The following is a 17766-nucleotide window of genomic DNA, read 5'->3' as shown; positions in this document are numbered from 1 at the left end:
ATTTATAGCCTGTTCATGAAGATAAAACCATCATTTTTTTAAGTTGTATTTTCACAAGGCCGTATTATAAGCCATTTTTAACAGATCCCGCAGAAAATCGTGTTTTGATAATGTCGCCTTGTAAATTACACAGTTAGTTAGACCAAATATCAGAAGTCTTGATATATATTAATCAAAATACCTTTGTTGAACACCATAAAGGAAATGTATATAAGCTCAGTTCATGTGCTATGATGTTGCCACCAAATTTGGCCTTTGTAGCGGAGCCGTAATGAGCCAACATCTTTCACTTCCTAAAGATAAAATTCGTTTCTTGTTGTTAGAAGGCGTTCACCAAAATGCTGTCGACACATTAAATGCTGCTGGATATACCAATATCGATTATCGTAAAACTGCGCTTGAGGGTGAAGCGTTGAAAGAAGCGATAAAAGATGCACATTTCGTTGGTATTCGTTCGCGCACTCAATTAACTGAAGAAATCTTTGAAGCAGCGAATAAATTGATCGCTGTTGGTTGTTTCTGTATTGGAACAAACCAAGTGAATTTAAATGCTGCCATGATTCGTGGTATTCCAGTATTTAACGCACCTTATTCAAACACACGTTCAGTTGCTGAACTTGTACTTGCTGAAGCAATTCTTCTTCTTCGTGGCGTACCTGCAAAATCTGCATCTTGTCACCGTGGTGGATGGGAAAAATCGGCAGTCGGTTCATTTGAAACACGTGGTAAAACTTTAGGTATTGTTGGTTACGGCTCTATTGGTTCGCAACTTTCTGTTCTTGCTGAAAGTTTAGGTATGCACGTTATTTATTATGATGCTGTGACTAAACTTCCAATGGGTAATGCACGCCAAGTTGGTTCTTTAGATGAACTTCTTGCAAATGCTGATGTTGTAACTTTACACGTACCAGATGTTCCGTCTACTCGTAACTTCTTCGGTAAAGATCAATTTGCAAAAATGAAAGCAGGTTCAATCTTCCTTAACGCAGCACGTGGTACATGTGTTGTGATTGAAGATCTTGCTGATGCAATTAAATCTGGTCATATTGCTGGTGCAGCGGTTGACGTATTCCCTAAAGAACCAAAAGCAAATGGTGAAGAATTTGTTTCTCCACTTCGCGGCTTAGATAACGTGATTTTAACGCCTCACGTTGGTGGTTCAACAATGGAAGCTCAAGCAAACATTGGTTTAGAAGTTGCTGAAAAATTTGTTGCTTATTCAGATAAAGGTATGACTTTATCTGCAGTGAACTTCCCTGAAATTGCATTACCGTTGACTGAAGGTAAACACCGTTTACTTCACATCCACAAAAACATTCCAGGTGTTCTTTCTAAAATTAACAACTTATTTGCTGAACATGGCATCAACATCTCTGGTCAGTCATTAATGACTAAAGGTGATGTAGGCTACTTAGTAATGGATGTTGATGCGACTGCATCTCAAGAAGCGCTAGATACTCTTCATCATGTTGAAGGTACAATTCGTGTACGCGTATTGTTCTAAATAACATTTATATTAAAAACCACAGCATTCGTGCTGTGGTTTTTTGTTTATTAAATAACAACATTTTCAGCGATTGCTTTTCCCGCTACGAAAAGCAATCCTGTTATAAATTAAGATTTAAACAATGATAAAAAGTAAACCACATATTCAAGCACTGATTTTATTGTTCATTGCAATGATCAGCATGCAAAGTAGTGGCTCACTTGCTAAAATTTTATTTCAACATTTCCCACTAATAACTGTATCTGCAATGCGCCTTTTTTTAGGTGCATTTGTATTGGCAATTATTTTTAGAATCTGGACTGTTCAATTCAAACAAGTAAATTGGAACGCCATTGTTAGCTATGGTATTGCCCTAGCAGGAATGAATCTTCTGTTTTATCTTTCAATTGAACGTTTACCATTAGGTATTGCTGTTTCTTTTGAATTTATTGGACCCTTAGGTGTTGCACTTTATCACGCACGACAAAAGTACGATTTTATTTGGGTCGGTCTTGCTATTTTAGGTTTGGTTTTACTCTTTCCATTTCAGCAAGCAGCACAATCTTTAGATCCACTCGGTATATTCTTCGCACTCAGCGCAGGTGCCTGCTGGGCCTTATATATTGTTGCAGGACAAAAACCCTCAGGTGTATCGGGTAATCATACGGTTTGCTTAGGCATGTTTGTTGGTATGCTTTGTATTATGCCTATCGCTATTTTTATGGGAATGCCAAGTTCTGTATTTGAAGTTTCAAATTTATGGATTTTTTTAGGTTTAGCTATTTTAGCAAGTGCCTTACCCTTTTCCTTAGAAATGATTGCTTTACGAAGCTTAACACCACTTGTATTTGGAACATTAACAAGTCTAGAACCTGCCATTGCAGCACTTTCAGGTTTTATCTTTTTACAAGAACAGCTTTTATGGACACAATGGTTAGCGCTCAGCATTATTATTGGTGCATCTATAGGTTGTACCTTTACCACGCATCAAGCAAAAAAAGCCTTGGAAAGTAAAACTTCTAAATCTGTAAATCCTTAACCCAACATTACCGATATGCTACCTACATAAAATCATTTTTTATTTATACTGTAGCTAAAAATTAAGACGGCAATTTCATTATTGCCCAACTAGACATTTATGCTAAATTCTCAACTTCTTGCTGTGCTTTTTATGGTGATCTCCATGATCTCCTATCAAATTAGTGCATCATTTGCTAAACAACTAATTGCTATTTTAGACCCTCTTACGGTTACAATTTTAAGATTATTTTTTGCCGCAATTATTGTCTGTGTCATGTTCCGTTCATGGCAAATTTTATCTCGCCTACCTTATTTAAAATGGCGAAATTTAATTGGATATAGTGCTTCTCTAGGTCTAATGAATATCTTGTTTTATATGTCTTTAGGGAAATTACCTCAAGGTATTGCTGTAGGACTCGAATTTATTGGCCCTCTTGGCTTAGCCTTACTGTCTATTAAAAATAAAAATGAATATATTTGGGTCATTTTAGCCATTTTAGGTATCGGATTAATGGTGCCTTGGGGCAATTTAGACTCAAATCAATTTTCAATATTTGGTGCAGTTTGTGCATTAGCAGCAGGATTTTTTTGGGCACTATATATTCATTTTGGTCAAAAAGTAATTAGGCAAAATATTGGTATGCATGCGCTGACTATTGCTATTAGTATTTCAGCAATTGCCTTATTACCTATTGGTCTTTATAACAATGCACCTTTATTAATTGATACTCAATATTGGGGTAAAGCACTTGCCATCGCTATTCTTGCAACAGCCATTCCTTATGCACTAGATTTACAGGCATTAAAGCACTTAAGTAAGGCGAGCTATGGAACGCTATCTAGTTTATCTCCAGCATTAGCCGCATTAACTGGGCTTATCTTACTGGGTGAAAAAATTGCTCTCTGGCAATGGATTGCATTAATTTGCATTATGTCAGCTTCTATTGGTGTCACATATAGTTCTATTCAAAAGCAAAAAATGGCTTCATCTAAATAAAAAAAGAGAGCTTAAGCTCTCTTTTTTATGATCTTACAATTTTAATTTATACCCATCACAATTTGATAACTTAAGCGCACAATCAAAATACTGACTAAAATTAAAAATAAAATACGAATAAAACCACTTCCATATTTTAAAGCAGCACGAACCCCGACCAAAGCACCTACAATATTTGCCGCAGCCATTGCAAAACCAATCGCAAATAACACATGCCCAGTTGGAATAAAGAAACTTAATGCCGCAAAATTCGTCATAAAGTTTGCAATTTTAGACAATGCAGAAGCATGTAAAAAATCGACTTGTAAATAACGAATGAAAAAGAAGATAAAGAAACTGCCAGTTCCTGGTCCAAAAATGCCATCATAAAAACCAATAATGACACTCCCAATACCTGCTAGAACTAACATCTTTGTCGTTAATTCTTGCTGTACATGCACCTGACCAAATTGCTTTTTCACTAAGGTGTAAATCGCAATGATGATCAACATGACCAACACAAAAGGTTTTAGAATTTCTTTAGGAATCAATGGGACACAAGCAGCTCCAAAAAATGAGCTTACAAATGCACATAGTGCAATGACGAGTATTAATTTCCATTGCAACTTAACTTTGCGAAGAAAACCCCATGCCGCTGAAGCTGTACCAAAAATAGAAGAAAGTTTATTGGTTCCAAAAACGGTTGCTGGAGCAAGTTGAGGCATTGCTCCCATGATTGCTGGAATTTGAATTAAGCCCCCTCCACCAACTGCTGCATCAATTGCACCTGCACAAAAGGCGAAGAAAATTAAGCTTAATATAATGTCCAATTCCATGGGAGAAAATCCTATAAATTATTAATAGATGAGAATTATAAGTTTAATACACGTTTAGGTACTAATCTTTTCTTATCTGTAATTTCAGCTAAACCTAAGCACTTATCACCCTCAAAAACCAAAACCTGAGCTTCAGCTTCATGATCAATATTACTTTCCATACCACGACTGAAATATTCAGCACGTCCTTCAGGAGCTTGTATTTTCGGGAAATGATCAATTGGAGAATAAACAGATAATAACAATGCTTCGCGCTCTTCTTCCGTTAAACTCTCTAAATATTCAATCGTATATTCAGGAATTAAATCAAAAGGTCCCGTTTGAATACGGTGTAAATAGATTAAATGACCATATGTATTTAGAGCTTTTGCAATATCTTCACCCAAAACGCGGATATAAGTTCCTTTAGAACACGTTACATCTAAAGTAATACTATCTTCAGTAAAAGATAATAATTCAATCGCATAAATCGTAATTGGACGGGCTTCTCGCTCAATTTCAATTCCTTTACGAGCTAACTCATACAAAGGACGTCCTTCTTTTTTCAAAGCAGAATACATTGGCGGTACTTGCTGAATATCTCCAACAAATTGATCTAATACCGCTTTAATTGTTGCTTCATCTAGTTGATGAACTGTCTTTTCTAACAGCACCTCACCCTCAACATCACCTGTTGTTGTACTATTTCCTAACTTTACTGTTGTTTGATAGCGCTTCGTCGAATCTAATAAATAGTGAGAAAATTTTGTTGCCTCTCCCAAGCATATTGGTAATAAACCAGAAGCTAAAGGATCTAAAGCCCCTGTATGCCCAGCCTTTTGTGCTCGGTATAACCAACGTACTTTTTGTAGTGCAGCATTTGAACTAATACCCAATGGTTTATTCAATAAAAAAACACCACTGATATGACGACGCTGTATTTTTGGAGAAGAACTTGATTTCATAAATAAAAATGAAGAACAGTAAATATAGATTGGAGCTAATGGTATCAACCTGTACCGCTGATTTACAAATTTTTAATAAAATCTCTATTTTTTCGTGTTATAAATCACACAAATTAAAGATCATAAAAACAGCATTCGGTACTTTTAAAATGAAAAAATTGAATCTTTGGACAGGGATAATAATTTCTTTTTTTATTATATTTTCAATAATTTACTTTCTAAAACCTAAAAAACCAGATGAACATCTCAAAAATAAATCTGCAATCAATTTAGAAGACCTAGCACATCAAAACACTCCAGATCATACGCAAAAAAATCTTGCTATTTTTGCAAGTGCTAGCCAACAAGACACTCAAATTAATTGCCAACTCACCTTAAATAACAATAATCAATTAATTACCAATGAACAAACAAAAAATTGCTTTGAGTACTTTATTACTCAATACGGTGAAAAAAAGACAGATCAAATTAAAGATGATTTTAAAGCCTATATTTCACAGCAATATACAGACCCTGCTCGCTCTCAAATCCTAGATCTATGGAATAGATATTTTGAGTATCGCTTAAAATTAGGTGAACAACAGGCACCAGTAGGAGCCACATCGACAGATCCACAATATTTTAGAGCACTTTTTACTAGTCTTAATACTTTACGACAGACATTTTTTTCATATCAAGAAATTAAAGGCTTATTTGGTTCAGAAGATATTTACCATAACTATACTTTAGATCGCATGGATATCTTTGCTAATCAAGATTTAAATGAAGCAGAAAAAGCTGAAAAGCTCAAAGAACTTTTCAACAAACTACCTATTGATTGGCAAAATAATTTAGAACAACTATATAAATTAGAAGATCTACAAAAACTAACATCTGATATAAAAGCAAAAGGTGGCAGTGCTAATGACATACGTAATATGCGTTTAAATTTAGTTGGACCTGAAGCAACTCAGCGTTTAGAGAACTTAGACTTCCAACAAAATAAATGGAAAAATAACGTTAATAATTACTTAGAAAACCGTCGCCAAATTCTTAATAGTAATTTATCTGAAGAAACAAAAAATCAATCTATTCAGAAATTAAAAGAACAAAACTTTATGACATCACAAGAACAACTTAGACTCGAAACTTTTGAAAAATTATATGATAAAGGCAGACCTTTACCATTTTCTGAATAATGGTTCTCGCTTATTAAACAGATCTTAAAGTGTGTGAAATCACGCACTTTTACCTATCATTCCCAGCATAAACAATATTTTCACTATATTAATTTTAATCAAACTAATTATACTAAAAATTAATTTAATAGAAAAAATGAATAAAATATTTCAATAATTTAGATCAACTTTTAAGTAAAAGAATCAATAAATACTCAAAAATATCTGCGTATTTCTCAAGACCATTCATCTAAATAATCTTGTATTAATTTGATAAAAACAGTAGAAGTAAGTGCTCATATCACTAACAAAACCAAACAAAAAAAAGGATATAAGATGACCTATATGAGATTAATAATAAGCTCAATACTACTCAGCAGTATTTTTAATACAGCACAAGCCATACCAGCTGAGCAAATCACTCAACGGTTCCATACTTCTAACTATGCCCAAACAAAATACCCAATTGTGTTTAATCATGGAATGGCAGGTTTTGCAAGATTAGGAACTGATGTTGCAGGAGTTGACTATTGGTATCAAATTCTCCCTAATCTTGCGAAAAATGGGGCAAATGTATGGGCTACACGTGTATCACCATTAAACTCTTCAGAAGTACGTGGTGAACAACTGATTCAACAAGTTGAACAAATCATTGCCATTACAGGAAAGCCAAAAGTTAATCTTATTGGTCATTCCCATGGTGGACCAACTATTCGCTATGTTGCTGGTATTCGACCCGATCTTGTTGCATCACTAACTACAATTTCTGCTCCACACAAAGGCTCACCAGTAGCAGATGCTGTTTTAACAGTACAGAATACAGCTCTAGAAGCACCTGTTGTCACATTAATGAATACGCTTTCACGTATTATCACCCTCGTACAAGGCTTTAAACCAAGCCAACTTCCTCATGATTCTTTGGCAGCAGGAATAAGTCTATCAACTACAGGATCAGTAGAATTTAATAAAAAATTTCCACTAGGCATGCCAACAACTTCTTGTGGTGAAGGTGCCTATCAACAAAATGGTATATATTTCTATTCTTTTTCTGGCGTCGGACAAGTAACTAATTTAATTGATTTAGATTCAGCACTAGGAATAACTGGCTTATTAATAAACAAAGGACAAGATAATGATGGGCTTGTTAGCCGTTGTAGTGCAAAATTTGGAAAAACTATTCGTGATAATTTAAATTGGAATCATCTAGATGAAGTTAACCAATTTTTAGGACTCAAAGCTATTTTTGCTCCAGATCCTGTGGATGTTTACCGTCAACATGCAAATCGATTAAAACTACAAGGTCTATAAATAAAAAATGCGCCAAAAGGCGCATTTTTCTGCTTCGAAGCAAGGCTAAAATTAACCTTGTTTACGAGCTGGTAACTTTTCACGAATACGTGCAGCTTTACCAGAAAGTTCACGTAGGTAATAAAGTTTAGCACGACGAACGTCACCACGACGTTTAACTTCAATTTTAGCAACGATTGGAGAGTGAGTTTGGAATACACGCTCAACACCAACACCGCTAGAAATTTTACGTACTGTGAACGCAGAGTTCAAACCACGGTTTTTCTTAGCGATTACAACGCCTTCGAAAGCCTGTAGACGTTCACGGTCGCCTTCTTTAACTTTTACTTGAACAACTACTGTGTCACCTGGTGCAAAAGCTGGGATGTCTTGTTTAAGCTGAGCATTTTCTACAGCTTGTACTAAAGGATGCTTACCGCTCATGGGGTATCTCCAATTTGTGCGAGTCAGAAGAGGTCTGATCATCGCTGGGGCTAGAGGCTAAAGCGCATAGACCCGATTGACTTTCCCTTTATGCTTGACCGCTTCAATACATAAAGAGTCTATTAAATTACTTCAAGTAAAATACTTGTTGTAAATGTACATAGATAACAAAATTAATTTTTGTCACTTTGCGAATCTTTTAGCCATTTTCTTTGCTGCTTAGTCAACTCAACTGTTTCAACCAATTCAGGTCGACGTTCAAGTGTACGTTGAAAACGTTGCAAAAACCGCCATTTTTCAATATTTGCATGATGACCTGATTTTAGTACCTCAGGCACACCCAAACCTTCAAAATGATCTGGCTTAGTATATTGTGGGCAATCTAGAAGACCATCCACAAATGAGTCTTGCACATGTGATTGCTCATCAGACATCGCCCCCGGAAGTCTCCGAATGATGCTATCCAATAAAACCATCGCAGGTAGTTCACCGCCAGATAAAACGTAATCTCCAATTGACCATTCCTGATCAACATATTTTTGGATTAAACGCTCATCTACCCCTTCATAACGACCACACAATACAATCAATCCATCATATTCAACAAACTGTTGTACTGCCGATTCATTCAAAGTTTTCCCTTGTGGTGACATATAGACCACAGGAACAGAAACAGCACCTGCTTGCTTTGCAAGCTCTTTAGCATGATGAATTGCTTTCGCCAAAGGCTCCGCCATCATCACCATACCAGGACCACCACCAAATGGACGTTCATCCACTCGTTTGTAGTTCCCTTCAGCATAATCACGAGGATTGATACAATGAATTTGCATCAAATCGCGTTTTGCTGCGCGCCCGCTAATACCGTAGGCTGTAATCGCTTCAAACATTTCAGGAAAAAGCGTTATGACTGCAAAAAACACCGCAGACTCCTCTATTTTCCTGCTGTGTGAATCCTTAAAGGATTAATAATCTACGCCCCAATTTACGTAGATACGACCAGCTTCGATATCAACGCGTTGTACCACATCTTTATGCCATGGAATCATACGCTCTTCGCTATCAATGCTTTCTGGAGTTGCGCGAACTACCATTACATCGTTAGCACCTGTTTCAAACAATTCGTGGATTTTACCAAGATTTACTTCTTGCTCTTCATCATTTAAGCCTAACACTGTTAGACCTTTTAAATCAGACCAATAAAACTCATCCACACCTGCTTGAGGCAGTTGCGATTTTGAAATCCAAACATTAGCCCCCACCAAGCCGTCCGCTGCTGTGCGATCACTCACACCTTTTAGCGAAACAACCAAGCCTTTGCCATGTGGTTTCCAACGTTTAACATCTATAATTTGCCAACCTGCTTTGGTCTCAATGTACCAAGGCAGATAGTCAAATATGTTGCTCATAGGTTCTGTATTGGAATAGACCCAGAGCCACCCATTCAAGCCATATGCTGAACGCAACTGTCCAATCTGAATACGATCTTCCGGAACATTCTGTGTTGGTGTCATGGGCTACCTACTACTAATTCAAAAAATTATGCAGCAGCTGCAGCTTTCTTAGCTTGAGCAGCTAAAGAAGCAACGCGATCTGAAGGTTGAGCACCTTGAGAAACCCAGTGAGCAAAACGGTCAGCGTCTAAACGAAGTTTTTCTGCTTTACCTTGAGCTGTAGGGTTGAAGAAACCAATACGTTCGATGAAACGACCGTCACGTGCATTACGGCTATCAGTCACAATGATTTGATAGAACGGACGTTTTTTAGCACCACCGCGTGCAAGACGAATAACTACCATGATACAACCTTATAGTTTTTACGGATTATCCCTGTACCGACCATCGATACACTTCAAACCCCTTTCATAGAGGGCAGTATTTTACGCGAAGTTTCTCCCGAAAGAAAGATCAAAAATTGTTTATCCACACTTTTGAATTTAATATTTATCTTTAATGCCAATTTGTTGCTTCTGAAGGCACACAATTTGTTTGTTCTTTAACCCAACATTTTTCTCCGCGATGATTCATTACTAAACCACCATCAAGTTGCTGTATCGTATTATCAATGGGAATGGCAGATAAAATCCATGATTTTTCAGTTACTTCAGACAATTGAATATTATAAAGAGCTTCTCCTGTTCTTGGGATTTTTAAATTCGCGCTCTCACCAATATCTTCTAATGTTATCGGTTCATCATCTTCTTTTAAAAATGTAAAATTTGCCACTTTATAACGCTGTATCTTACTTGCTAAATCTAATAATTCTGCTTGAGCTTCGGCTCTTTTCGTTTTACGAACATGATCAATATATGACGGATAAGCAATTGTAGCTAAAATTGCCATAATTGCGATTACAATCATCAATTCAATGAGTGAAAATCCTTTTTTCATTTACCACTCCTCTTGATCTGATCCACAACTTATAAAATCGACTTGCGTAGCAATTTTATTTTTACATCGCACCCCATGACTTGTTAGTAACAACGTATAGTTATTAATATCTGTACTCTGTCCTTGAATCACCCAATGATGACCAGTAGCTTCATTTTCATCTAAGGTTAAATCTGAATTATCACCATCTCTTACAATTAAGGTATATCTCACATTTTCATCGATAGCATTCACAGGTAAGTTTATTGTGCTGATATCAAACCCCCGATAGGTAAAATTTTTAGCTTTATGTTTATCTAATAATGTTGCTAAATGCTGCATCTCTTGTTGTGCTTGATTCATTGAAGCTTTTCTTATGTAAGTTTGATATGAAGGAATCGCAATCGTTGCAAAAATTGCAACAATTACTATTACTACCATCAATTCAATTAATGAAAATCCTAATTTATTATAAGACCCCATTACCACTCTCCTTAGTAATGTCGATCGTACCAGCGCTGAGAAATTAATTTATTTATGGTCTGATAACGTTTATTGGCTATCGCATTTCCTGTTAAAGCAGATGTATTTAAATTTGCAACAATTAAACGTGTCATTCCTGCACTATCACCTGCGCCTACAGCACCTCCTACAATTCCTACACCTAAATTCAAGCGATAAGTCGTTTTGTCTCCCTCATTACATTGTCCAAAAGGCATACAGAATAAAGTCATAAAACTTTCTCCTTTAACACCTGCACCGCAATCACCCGATAGACCATCTCGACTACTATCAAAAGTTGTCACGAACATGTCATTGTTAATCACTAAGGGAGTTGCCATGACTTTTTCACTTTGGATCAGACTTGATTTAAATAAGTAATACCATCCTTGAGTTAAAGCATACGGTGCTCTAATAGAACTTAAAGAAAAACGGTTTTGGTCATTTAAGCCAACTAACTGATTAACTTCGGTACCACTTAGCGAATCACCTTCTGGTAGCAATGTTATATTTCTTGTTTTCAATGTAGCTCCTGTGACTACATACTGCTGATCTTGATTAATTGTAAATAAATTACTACGTGCTACATCTTTATCATAAATACTATAAACACCATCTTCGTTATATCCTGCTGTCGTACTATAAGCAGCTAATGGCTGACTCCTATTTCCACTACCAATTGAAACAACAGCAAACACTTCTCCACGATTAGAAAAAGTTGAGAAGCTTGGCATTTCATAAAAACGTGGACTTTCAGCACCACGATTTAAATTTAAAATTCGTGTAGGTGCTTTAGCAAATAATTCAGGTTTATTAACTTGATTATTTAAATCAATACGCCAAATTTGCCCACCTAAATCACCAAAATATAAATGATCAGTTAAACCATCTCCATCTCGATCAATTGCTCTTATTTGACTCACAACACTATATTTTAAATCAGCATCATATGAACTAGATGCGCCTGTTGTTGGAACATAAGTTGGTGTCGTTGTTTGTGCAGTTGCATTCGCACTTGCCCACCATAATAAGCTTCCATCTAAGGCATCAAACATATAAACACCTGCACCAACTTTATTTGTTTGTTGGTAATCATCATATTCATAGCCTTTGTAATGCTTAATTTTGGCAGCTTTAGCAATACGCTGAGCTTCCGTTGTTTCAGGCATATTATGAATAGCTTGTGGAAGCCCTTCAGCATCATAACCACCGCCCACCAACATGACTAATTTCTTAGTCCCTTTCCAATTCACCCATGTTAATGTTGGTTTTGACCAGCTTTGCCCCATACATCCTAAAGGATTTGTTTCAGAACAATCGCCTTGTGGCTTAATTGAAAATAGAAGTTTAGGTTGATCAATATCTCGTAAATCTAATGCGTAATAATTTCGACCGCCCATTCTTAAGCCGCCATATACCAGCTGCTTACCCTCTTGGTTATAAGCACCAGCTCCTACGGTGAGTATATTTTGATCGGTATTTACATATTCAGTATATGCAGTCCAAGCACCATCTACTCCATAATAAAGTTGATCAGGTGTTCCTATCACCGAATCAACATTCATAAATGCTTCTTTTTGATTTTCAACCATGATATTTGGAACAAATGCAAATTTCTCCTCACCCGTTTTAGCATCAACAACATGTAGAACACCTTGCGTTGTTCCAAATAAAACATAATCCTCACGTAAATCTGAACCTAGTTGTTGCTCACTAAACGTTACCTTACCTTTATTCGTCAATAACAATGGTGATGAATGCATAATTGCACCAATTTGTCGTAATTCAGCTGCTTGGTTTAATACATCATTTGTAATCGTTTCAGGATATTTTGCATTCACTCGGTATCCCAACAAAGAAATTAAATAACCACGAGCTGGATCAGAACTAGACAGCGTACTCAAATCTAAAGATCTAAGCGTTGTCATATCTAAATAGGTATTTTCTGTTGGTGTTGCTGCTCGATCAGTCAATACTTTACGCTGAATCTGACCATTTAAGGTTCTAAGTTTGAGCCGTGACTTTACGCCACCAACCAATCGATTTTTATCACTTCCTAAAATATTTTCATCGTCTTGATTTACATTACCAACAGAATTTGCTGATAATAAATCATAGTTGTTTAGAATTTTTCCCTGTTGATCAACAAATAAATTATTCAATTTATCTCTTAGTAAACCATTTTCAGAAACTAAATATTTTTTTAAGTTCCCAACCCAAAGACGATAATTCTTTTCAGGCGTAGGCTGGAATTGCGGATAATAAGCAAAATTCTGTAAAGCACTTGGATTTAAATGATCTACAGGTATGGTCGATGTTCCTGTTGTTACAGCAGGAATTTCCGTAGATAAATTATTTACAAAATCTCTTACACTATTAATTACGTCTTCAACACTACTTCCTGAGTACCAACCACCTTGCCCCCAGACTCCTAGTTTTGCAGCATTTTTTTGATCACTATCTGCTGATGAATTATTAATATTATTAATATTTTCAGTTTCACTTAAACTAGGTGAATATGATGGAACGCTATTAAAATCATTTCCAAAACCAACTATTGCAGTTTTGACTTTTAATCCTAATGGATTTTTTGACTCATCTAATAAATTTTTAACAAACTCATGCATACATGCCCAACCCGATGAACTAGATGCACATGAAAAACTTGGCCCGTGGCCAGCCAGTGCATTTTTCATTAATCCTGATGCTTGGTTTCCTCCATTCGGTTCACCATCAGTCAATAAATAAATCCCTTGTCCACTGCAAAGTTTTTGCGTGTCTGTTTGTATTAAAGATTCAGGTTTTTTATATGCCGTTTGATTGGTATTCCATGTATCTGATGCAGACTCAAAAAAGCCTGAATTCCCCAACTCAGATGAATTAATAAAATTTCCAGAATAATCCCAACATGATCCATTTCGATTGGAACTACTATCACTAAATGTACAGCTATAACTTGAAGTTGTAGGCCATCCTGATGGTCGATTATTCTGCCTTGATGACCATGTCACACATGTATTATTTTGAAAATTATTACATTGTTGATACCACGTTGTACTTTGACTCGTATATGAACGATATCGTCTCGCATTCGTTAATGTTGAAATTTCTCCAAATGTTTTAGTTCCAAATAAATAAGAAGCTGCTTCTGCATAGATATTCGCTGTTGGTGTTCCTGAAGTCCCATTAATGCTCGCAATAGCTTGCATAATTTTTTGACGTTGAGGCACGCCATTAACCAACTCATTCAAAGGTCTTGCAGGAACAAGAATTTGCGTTTTTTCCTGTAAAGATGAACCACCTGTATCATAAGGAAATACAGATAAACCAATAACTCGATCATCTGTTATCGCATTTGAACCATACAATAACTGATACATTGCATCACGAACTCTATCTAAACGGCGATAGTGTTTACCCACCTGAGTTGTTGTCGTTGATGTAACATTTTCAATAATTGTTTTGGTTTGATTTTTATAATAATACGTATTTCTAGTGCCATTCGTTTCAGATAAAAATCCATTTAATACAGAATTAGATGGTGCTGAAATTGTATAGGTACAATTAGAACGATTTTCACTTGTTCCATCCGTAGTTGAAGAGCACTTATACCATTGATAATTAGGTGATGAAGTTGTTCCTTGTCGATAACGATAATATGAATAAACTTTAACAGTCACTTGTTTTTCTACAGGAGTAACCGTTGTTACGGTTTGATTACATGCCTTATATTGCCTTGAATAACTAATTCCTAAACTTGGATTATTAAAATTATCATTAATAGAATTTGTAGCATTACAGCCTGCAGGTAAATCATAAGAACCACTATTGGTCATACTTCCTGAAATATCTAAAGCAAACATTAATGTTACTTTTCCAGAGCGTGCTTCTTTATAAATTTCAATGTCACTGGCATATGATGCTGTAGACACGCAAAGTAAAAGCGTTATGGTCGTAGAAACACTCATCATTGCGATTTTTTGAAAAAGATGAGGACGACTATCGTTATTATTTATTTTTTTCATTTTCATCATCCTTACAAAAAGGCTTGCCCCAAAGTATATTCATTAATATGAGCAGTGAAAGGAACATTTAAACTCGTTAAACAATTTGAAATTCCATTATTTCTATCGTTACTTAAATGACCATTTAGACATTGATCAATTTCTTGAGTCGATGCTGAAGATAATGTTGGAATGAGTGAAATGGCATGTACAATGACACGATCTGTTTTATCTATTTTTGCCATTTCCTCATCTGTACCACGAACAGCATTTTGAAATGGTTCAGTAATACCATCGACATAACTCACAGAAATTTGTGTTAAAACAACTCGTCGATTACTGGTAAAAAAGTTTGTATTATTCGCACCTGATCGACAATATCCATTTGGACCTATTGAGCTATTATTAACAGTGCCACCTTGAACATAAATAATACTTGCTTGAGAGAGATTGAAAAATTCTTCTCGTGAGCCTTTAAAACAAAAAACTAGCTCCTTACCTTTATTTGTTGTTCCTTTAATCGCTCCAAACATGCCATCTCTTGCTAAACCGCGAATCAAATTTTTAGAATCTTCAATATTAAAAATTGCAGCATCTGAGTTTTGCATTAACAGCTGCTGAGCTTGACCATGAGTAGCAATATTTAAGGAAACTAAACTTTGCCTAATTGCTAATGTACCAATAATGGTTAATGCTAAAATAACGATAAGCACCACTATTAAAGTCGAACCTTTAGAATATTTAATTATCATTCACGTTCTCCCAAGGCATTTCTTAATGCAATTTCTTGTGAGACAACTCTTCGAATATAACCTTTGGGAAGACCATTAGACTGCACAACAACATTCTGATCTAAAACGGTAAAATGATTATTTTGCTCAATCGATTTGTCCTTACCCACATTCTGAACAGATCTCGTAAGTGCACCTAAAAGAACACCTAAAATACGGGGTTTATCTCCCTCTAAAGCCATATAATCTTGAATTGATATATAACGACGCAAATTCTGGTCTGTACTAATACTTAATAAAACATGAAAGTGATCAACACGCTTCATGATGATTTCACCATTATCGCCATAATCTAAAATGACATCACTATCGTCAGAATAACGACCTGCATCACAAGCTAAAGATAAGGGCTGCTCTTCACCTGATTCTTTTACATTATCAATTCTTAAAAAATATCTCTGAATAATTGTAGAGTTCGTATCATCAATACGACGTCCCTCACAATCAAAACCACCAGTTGTCATCGGACGATATTGAATAACCAGTTGATCACTTTTTTGCGCTACATGAGATAGACCAAAATCACTCCGACTCAATAATATTGACGATAAATTATGAAATTTTTCTGGTAAATTATGAAGTGATAAAACAATTCCCCCATAAACAGTTTGATCATTTATCTTGGCAGTTGCTGTTTTTAAATTGGCAAGACGAATATCCTGCGTAATATAATTTAGCCCAAAATTAGCATCATCCTGTAAATCTGCAACGCCTTGCTGCATCGCATTACTACGTACACCTACCAATAAAAGTAATACAACTGCTGCAACAATAATCAACCCCAATGCTAGTGCAATCATTAACTCAATTAAGGTATAACCTTGCTGTTTTCGCATTAATACACCTCCATGACAACACATGTTGATGTGGAACGATAAGTACCTGATGGTGATGTACAGTCACCATCACCATCCCCCACTGTAGCAGCCGTATCATTCCATGCGACATAAACACATTGACGATGATTTTCAACTTCAGGACATGCCAACATATTTATCGACATCCCTACACGCTGTGCAGATATCTTAATCATTGATGCATCAAATACTGCTTTTTGCGCAGATGAGCATAAAGACTCATAGCAATTTGGAGAGGGTAATGCTGTTACAGTTCCTGAAATAGTCGATGCATATTGCGTCAATGCAGTACGATTTACTCTGATTTTTTCTGCCAAATCTCTTGCAATATTAATCGCCTGTATTCTATTTTCACCTTCACTCATGGCTTCAATTGCTCTATATTGCAAAGCAATAAAACCTAAAACACTAATCGCTAAAATAAACAGTGCAACTAAAATTTCTGTTAAACCTACGCCCAATTGAGTTTTAGAATGATTCATAAGCACTCACCATCCTCAATACTTTGAATCTTTCCAATTTTTGAAATGGATATAGTTTTAGAAAGATGACTATCTAATTCTTGATCACAGATGAAAAATGAAAGATCTCCACTTAATACTTCATTCGCGTTTTGTTCTTTTATCAAACCATTTGGTAAAAATGTAAGCTGTATTTGATCAGATTTTAGAAATGCTTTCCCTGAAGGAGTCCAATATAGTTTTGAGTTAGTCTCTTCATCAACGATCGTTTCAGTACTAATAGTACCAATATCAACTATGATATTTCTTCGTTCTAACACTGCCTTAGATTTTGCTTTTTTTAAAACACTTATTAATTCTTGAACACTTTTATTCAAGTGATATTTATTTAACATAAGCCCAAAAGAAGGAACTGCAATAACAGCAAGTATGGCAACAATAACTAATGTCACCATGAGTTCTATTAAAGAAAAGCCTGCATTTATTTTTATGACACCCATTTTCTTCTTATGCCTACATTATCCTTTTATAAAAATCATAATAAAAAGGCATTACAAATAAATGTTATAGAAGATAAAAGGTATAAAAAAACAGATAATTGAAACCAATTATCTGTTTTTTTTAAATCAATAT

The 17766-nt window shown here is 35.6% G+C and carries 18 protein-coding genes; 5 read left to right on the top strand and 13 right to left on the bottom strand.

What is annotated here, in order from left to right; translation table 11 throughout:
• Positions 1-271 precede the first annotated feature (271 nt).
• From serA to AOY20_RS05425, 3 genes are all read left to right on the top strand, one after another.
• On the top strand, positions 272-1504 hold the full coding sequence (gene serA, locus AOY20_RS05435) for a phosphoglycerate dehydrogenase (RefSeq protein WP_054582546.1): 1233 nt from the start codon (positions 272-274) through the stop codon (positions 1502-1504).
• A 124-nt stretch (positions 1505-1628) separates the two neighbouring features.
• Positions 1629-2525, top strand: coding sequence for an EamA family transporter (locus AOY20_RS05430; protein WP_054580922.1), 897 nt, complete (start codon positions 1629-1631; stop codon positions 2523-2525).
• Between the two features lie 99 nt (positions 2526-2624).
• Complete coding sequence (locus AOY20_RS05425) at positions 2625-3503, top strand: EamA family transporter (RefSeq protein ID WP_054580921.1); 879 nt, start codon at positions 2625-2627, stop codon at positions 3501-3503.
• 41 nt (positions 3504-3544) lie between these two features.
• Here the strand turns inward: AOY20_RS05425 and AOY20_RS05420 are convergent, their stop codons facing one another.
• The gene (locus AOY20_RS05420) at positions 3545-4318 is read right to left on the bottom strand and encodes a sulfite exporter TauE/SafE family protein (RefSeq protein WP_054580920.1); all 774 of its coding nucleotides are present in this window, start codon (positions 4316-4318) and stop codon (positions 3545-3547) included.
• A gap of 35 nt (positions 4319-4353) precedes the next feature.
• A complete protein-coding gene (truB, locus tag AOY20_RS05415; protein ID WP_054582545.1) occupies positions 4354-5262 on the bottom strand; it encodes a tRNA pseudouridine(55) synthase TruB in 909 nt (302 codons plus the stop codon).
• Between the two features lie 149 nt (positions 5263-5411).
• Here truB and AOY20_RS05410 point away from each other — a divergent pair, with 149 nt between their 5' ends.
• Complete coding sequence (locus AOY20_RS05410) at positions 5412-6440, top strand: lipase secretion chaperone (RefSeq protein ID WP_054582544.1); 1029 nt, start codon at positions 5412-5414, stop codon at positions 6438-6440.
• Between the two features lie 324 nt (positions 6441-6764).
• Positions 6765-7727 (top strand): lipase family alpha/beta hydrolase, encoded by a 963-nt coding sequence (locus AOY20_RS05405; protein WP_417855683.1) that lies wholly within the window; start codon positions 6765-6767, stop codon positions 7725-7727.
• A gap of 51 nt (positions 7728-7778) precedes the next feature.
• Here AOY20_RS05405 and rplS read toward each other — a convergent pair whose 3' ends face one another.
• From rplS to AOY20_RS05350, 11 genes are all read right to left on the bottom strand, one after another.
• Complete coding sequence (rplS, locus tag AOY20_RS05400) at positions 7779-8150, bottom strand: 50S ribosomal protein L19 (RefSeq protein WP_004787066.1); 372 nt, start codon at positions 8148-8150, stop codon at positions 7779-7781.
• 173 nt (positions 8151-8323) lie between these two features.
• Complete coding sequence (gene trmD / locus AOY20_RS05395) at positions 8324-9073, bottom strand: tRNA (guanosine(37)-N1)-methyltransferase TrmD (RefSeq protein ID WP_054580918.1); 750 nt, start codon at positions 9071-9073, stop codon at positions 8324-8326.
• A 42-nt stretch (positions 9074-9115) separates the two neighbouring features.
• Positions 9116-9664 (bottom strand): ribosome maturation factor RimM, encoded by a 549-nt coding sequence (gene rimM, locus AOY20_RS05390; RefSeq protein WP_054580917.1) that lies wholly within the window; start codon positions 9662-9664, stop codon positions 9116-9118.
• Between the two features lie 26 nt (positions 9665-9690).
• Positions 9691-9948 (bottom strand): 30S ribosomal protein S16, encoded by a 258-nt coding sequence (gene rpsP / locus AOY20_RS05385; protein WP_054580916.1) that lies wholly within the window; start codon positions 9946-9948, stop codon positions 9691-9693.
• Between the two features lie 151 nt (positions 9949-10099).
• Positions 10100-10540: a type IV pilin protein gene (locus tag AOY20_RS05380; protein WP_054580915.1), complete on the bottom strand. Its 441-nt coding sequence runs from the start codon at positions 10538-10540 to the stop codon at positions 10100-10102.
• On the bottom strand, positions 10541-11002 hold the full coding sequence (locus tag AOY20_RS05375; protein WP_054580914.1) for a type IV pilin protein: 462 nt from the start codon (positions 11000-11002) through the stop codon (positions 10541-10543). It abuts the gene before it with no gap.
• Between the two features lie 11 nt (positions 11003-11013).
• On the bottom strand, positions 11014-15045 hold the full coding sequence (locus tag AOY20_RS05370) for a PilC/PilY family type IV pilus protein (RefSeq protein WP_158319990.1): 4032 nt from the start codon (positions 15043-15045) through the stop codon (positions 11014-11016).
• 11 nt (positions 15046-15056) lie between these two features.
• A complete protein-coding gene (locus AOY20_RS05365; protein WP_054580912.1) occupies positions 15057-15776 on the bottom strand; it encodes a pilus assembly PilX family protein in 720 nt (239 codons plus the stop codon).
• Entirely contained in the window at positions 15773-16651 is an 879-nt protein-coding gene (locus AOY20_RS05360; protein WP_054580911.1) for a prepilin-type N-terminal cleavage/methylation domain-containing protein, read from the bottom strand. Before AOY20_RS05360 ends, AOY20_RS05365 begins: the two co-directional genes overlap by 4 nt.
• Positions 16651-17154, bottom strand: a complete 504-nt coding sequence (gene pilV, locus AOY20_RS05355; protein WP_054580910.1) for a type IV pilus modification protein PilV — start codon at positions 17152-17154, stop codon at positions 16651-16653. The genes AOY20_RS05360 and pilV overlap by 1 nt, the downstream gene beginning before the upstream one ends.
• The gene (locus tag AOY20_RS05350; RefSeq protein WP_054580909.1) at positions 17151-17633 is read right to left on the bottom strand and encodes a pilus assembly FimT family protein; all 483 of its coding nucleotides are present in this window, start codon (positions 17631-17633) and stop codon (positions 17151-17153) included. Before AOY20_RS05350 ends, pilV begins: the two co-directional genes overlap by 4 nt.
• Positions 17634-17766: the final 133 nt, after the last annotated feature.

This window comes from Acinetobacter equi, assembly GCF_001307195.1.
Lineage (GTDB): Bacteria > Pseudomonadota > Gammaproteobacteria > Pseudomonadales > Moraxellaceae > Acinetobacter > Acinetobacter equi.
The sequence above is the reverse complement of the archived record's forward strand: the minus strand, read 5'-3'. Positions and strand labels throughout refer to the sequence as shown.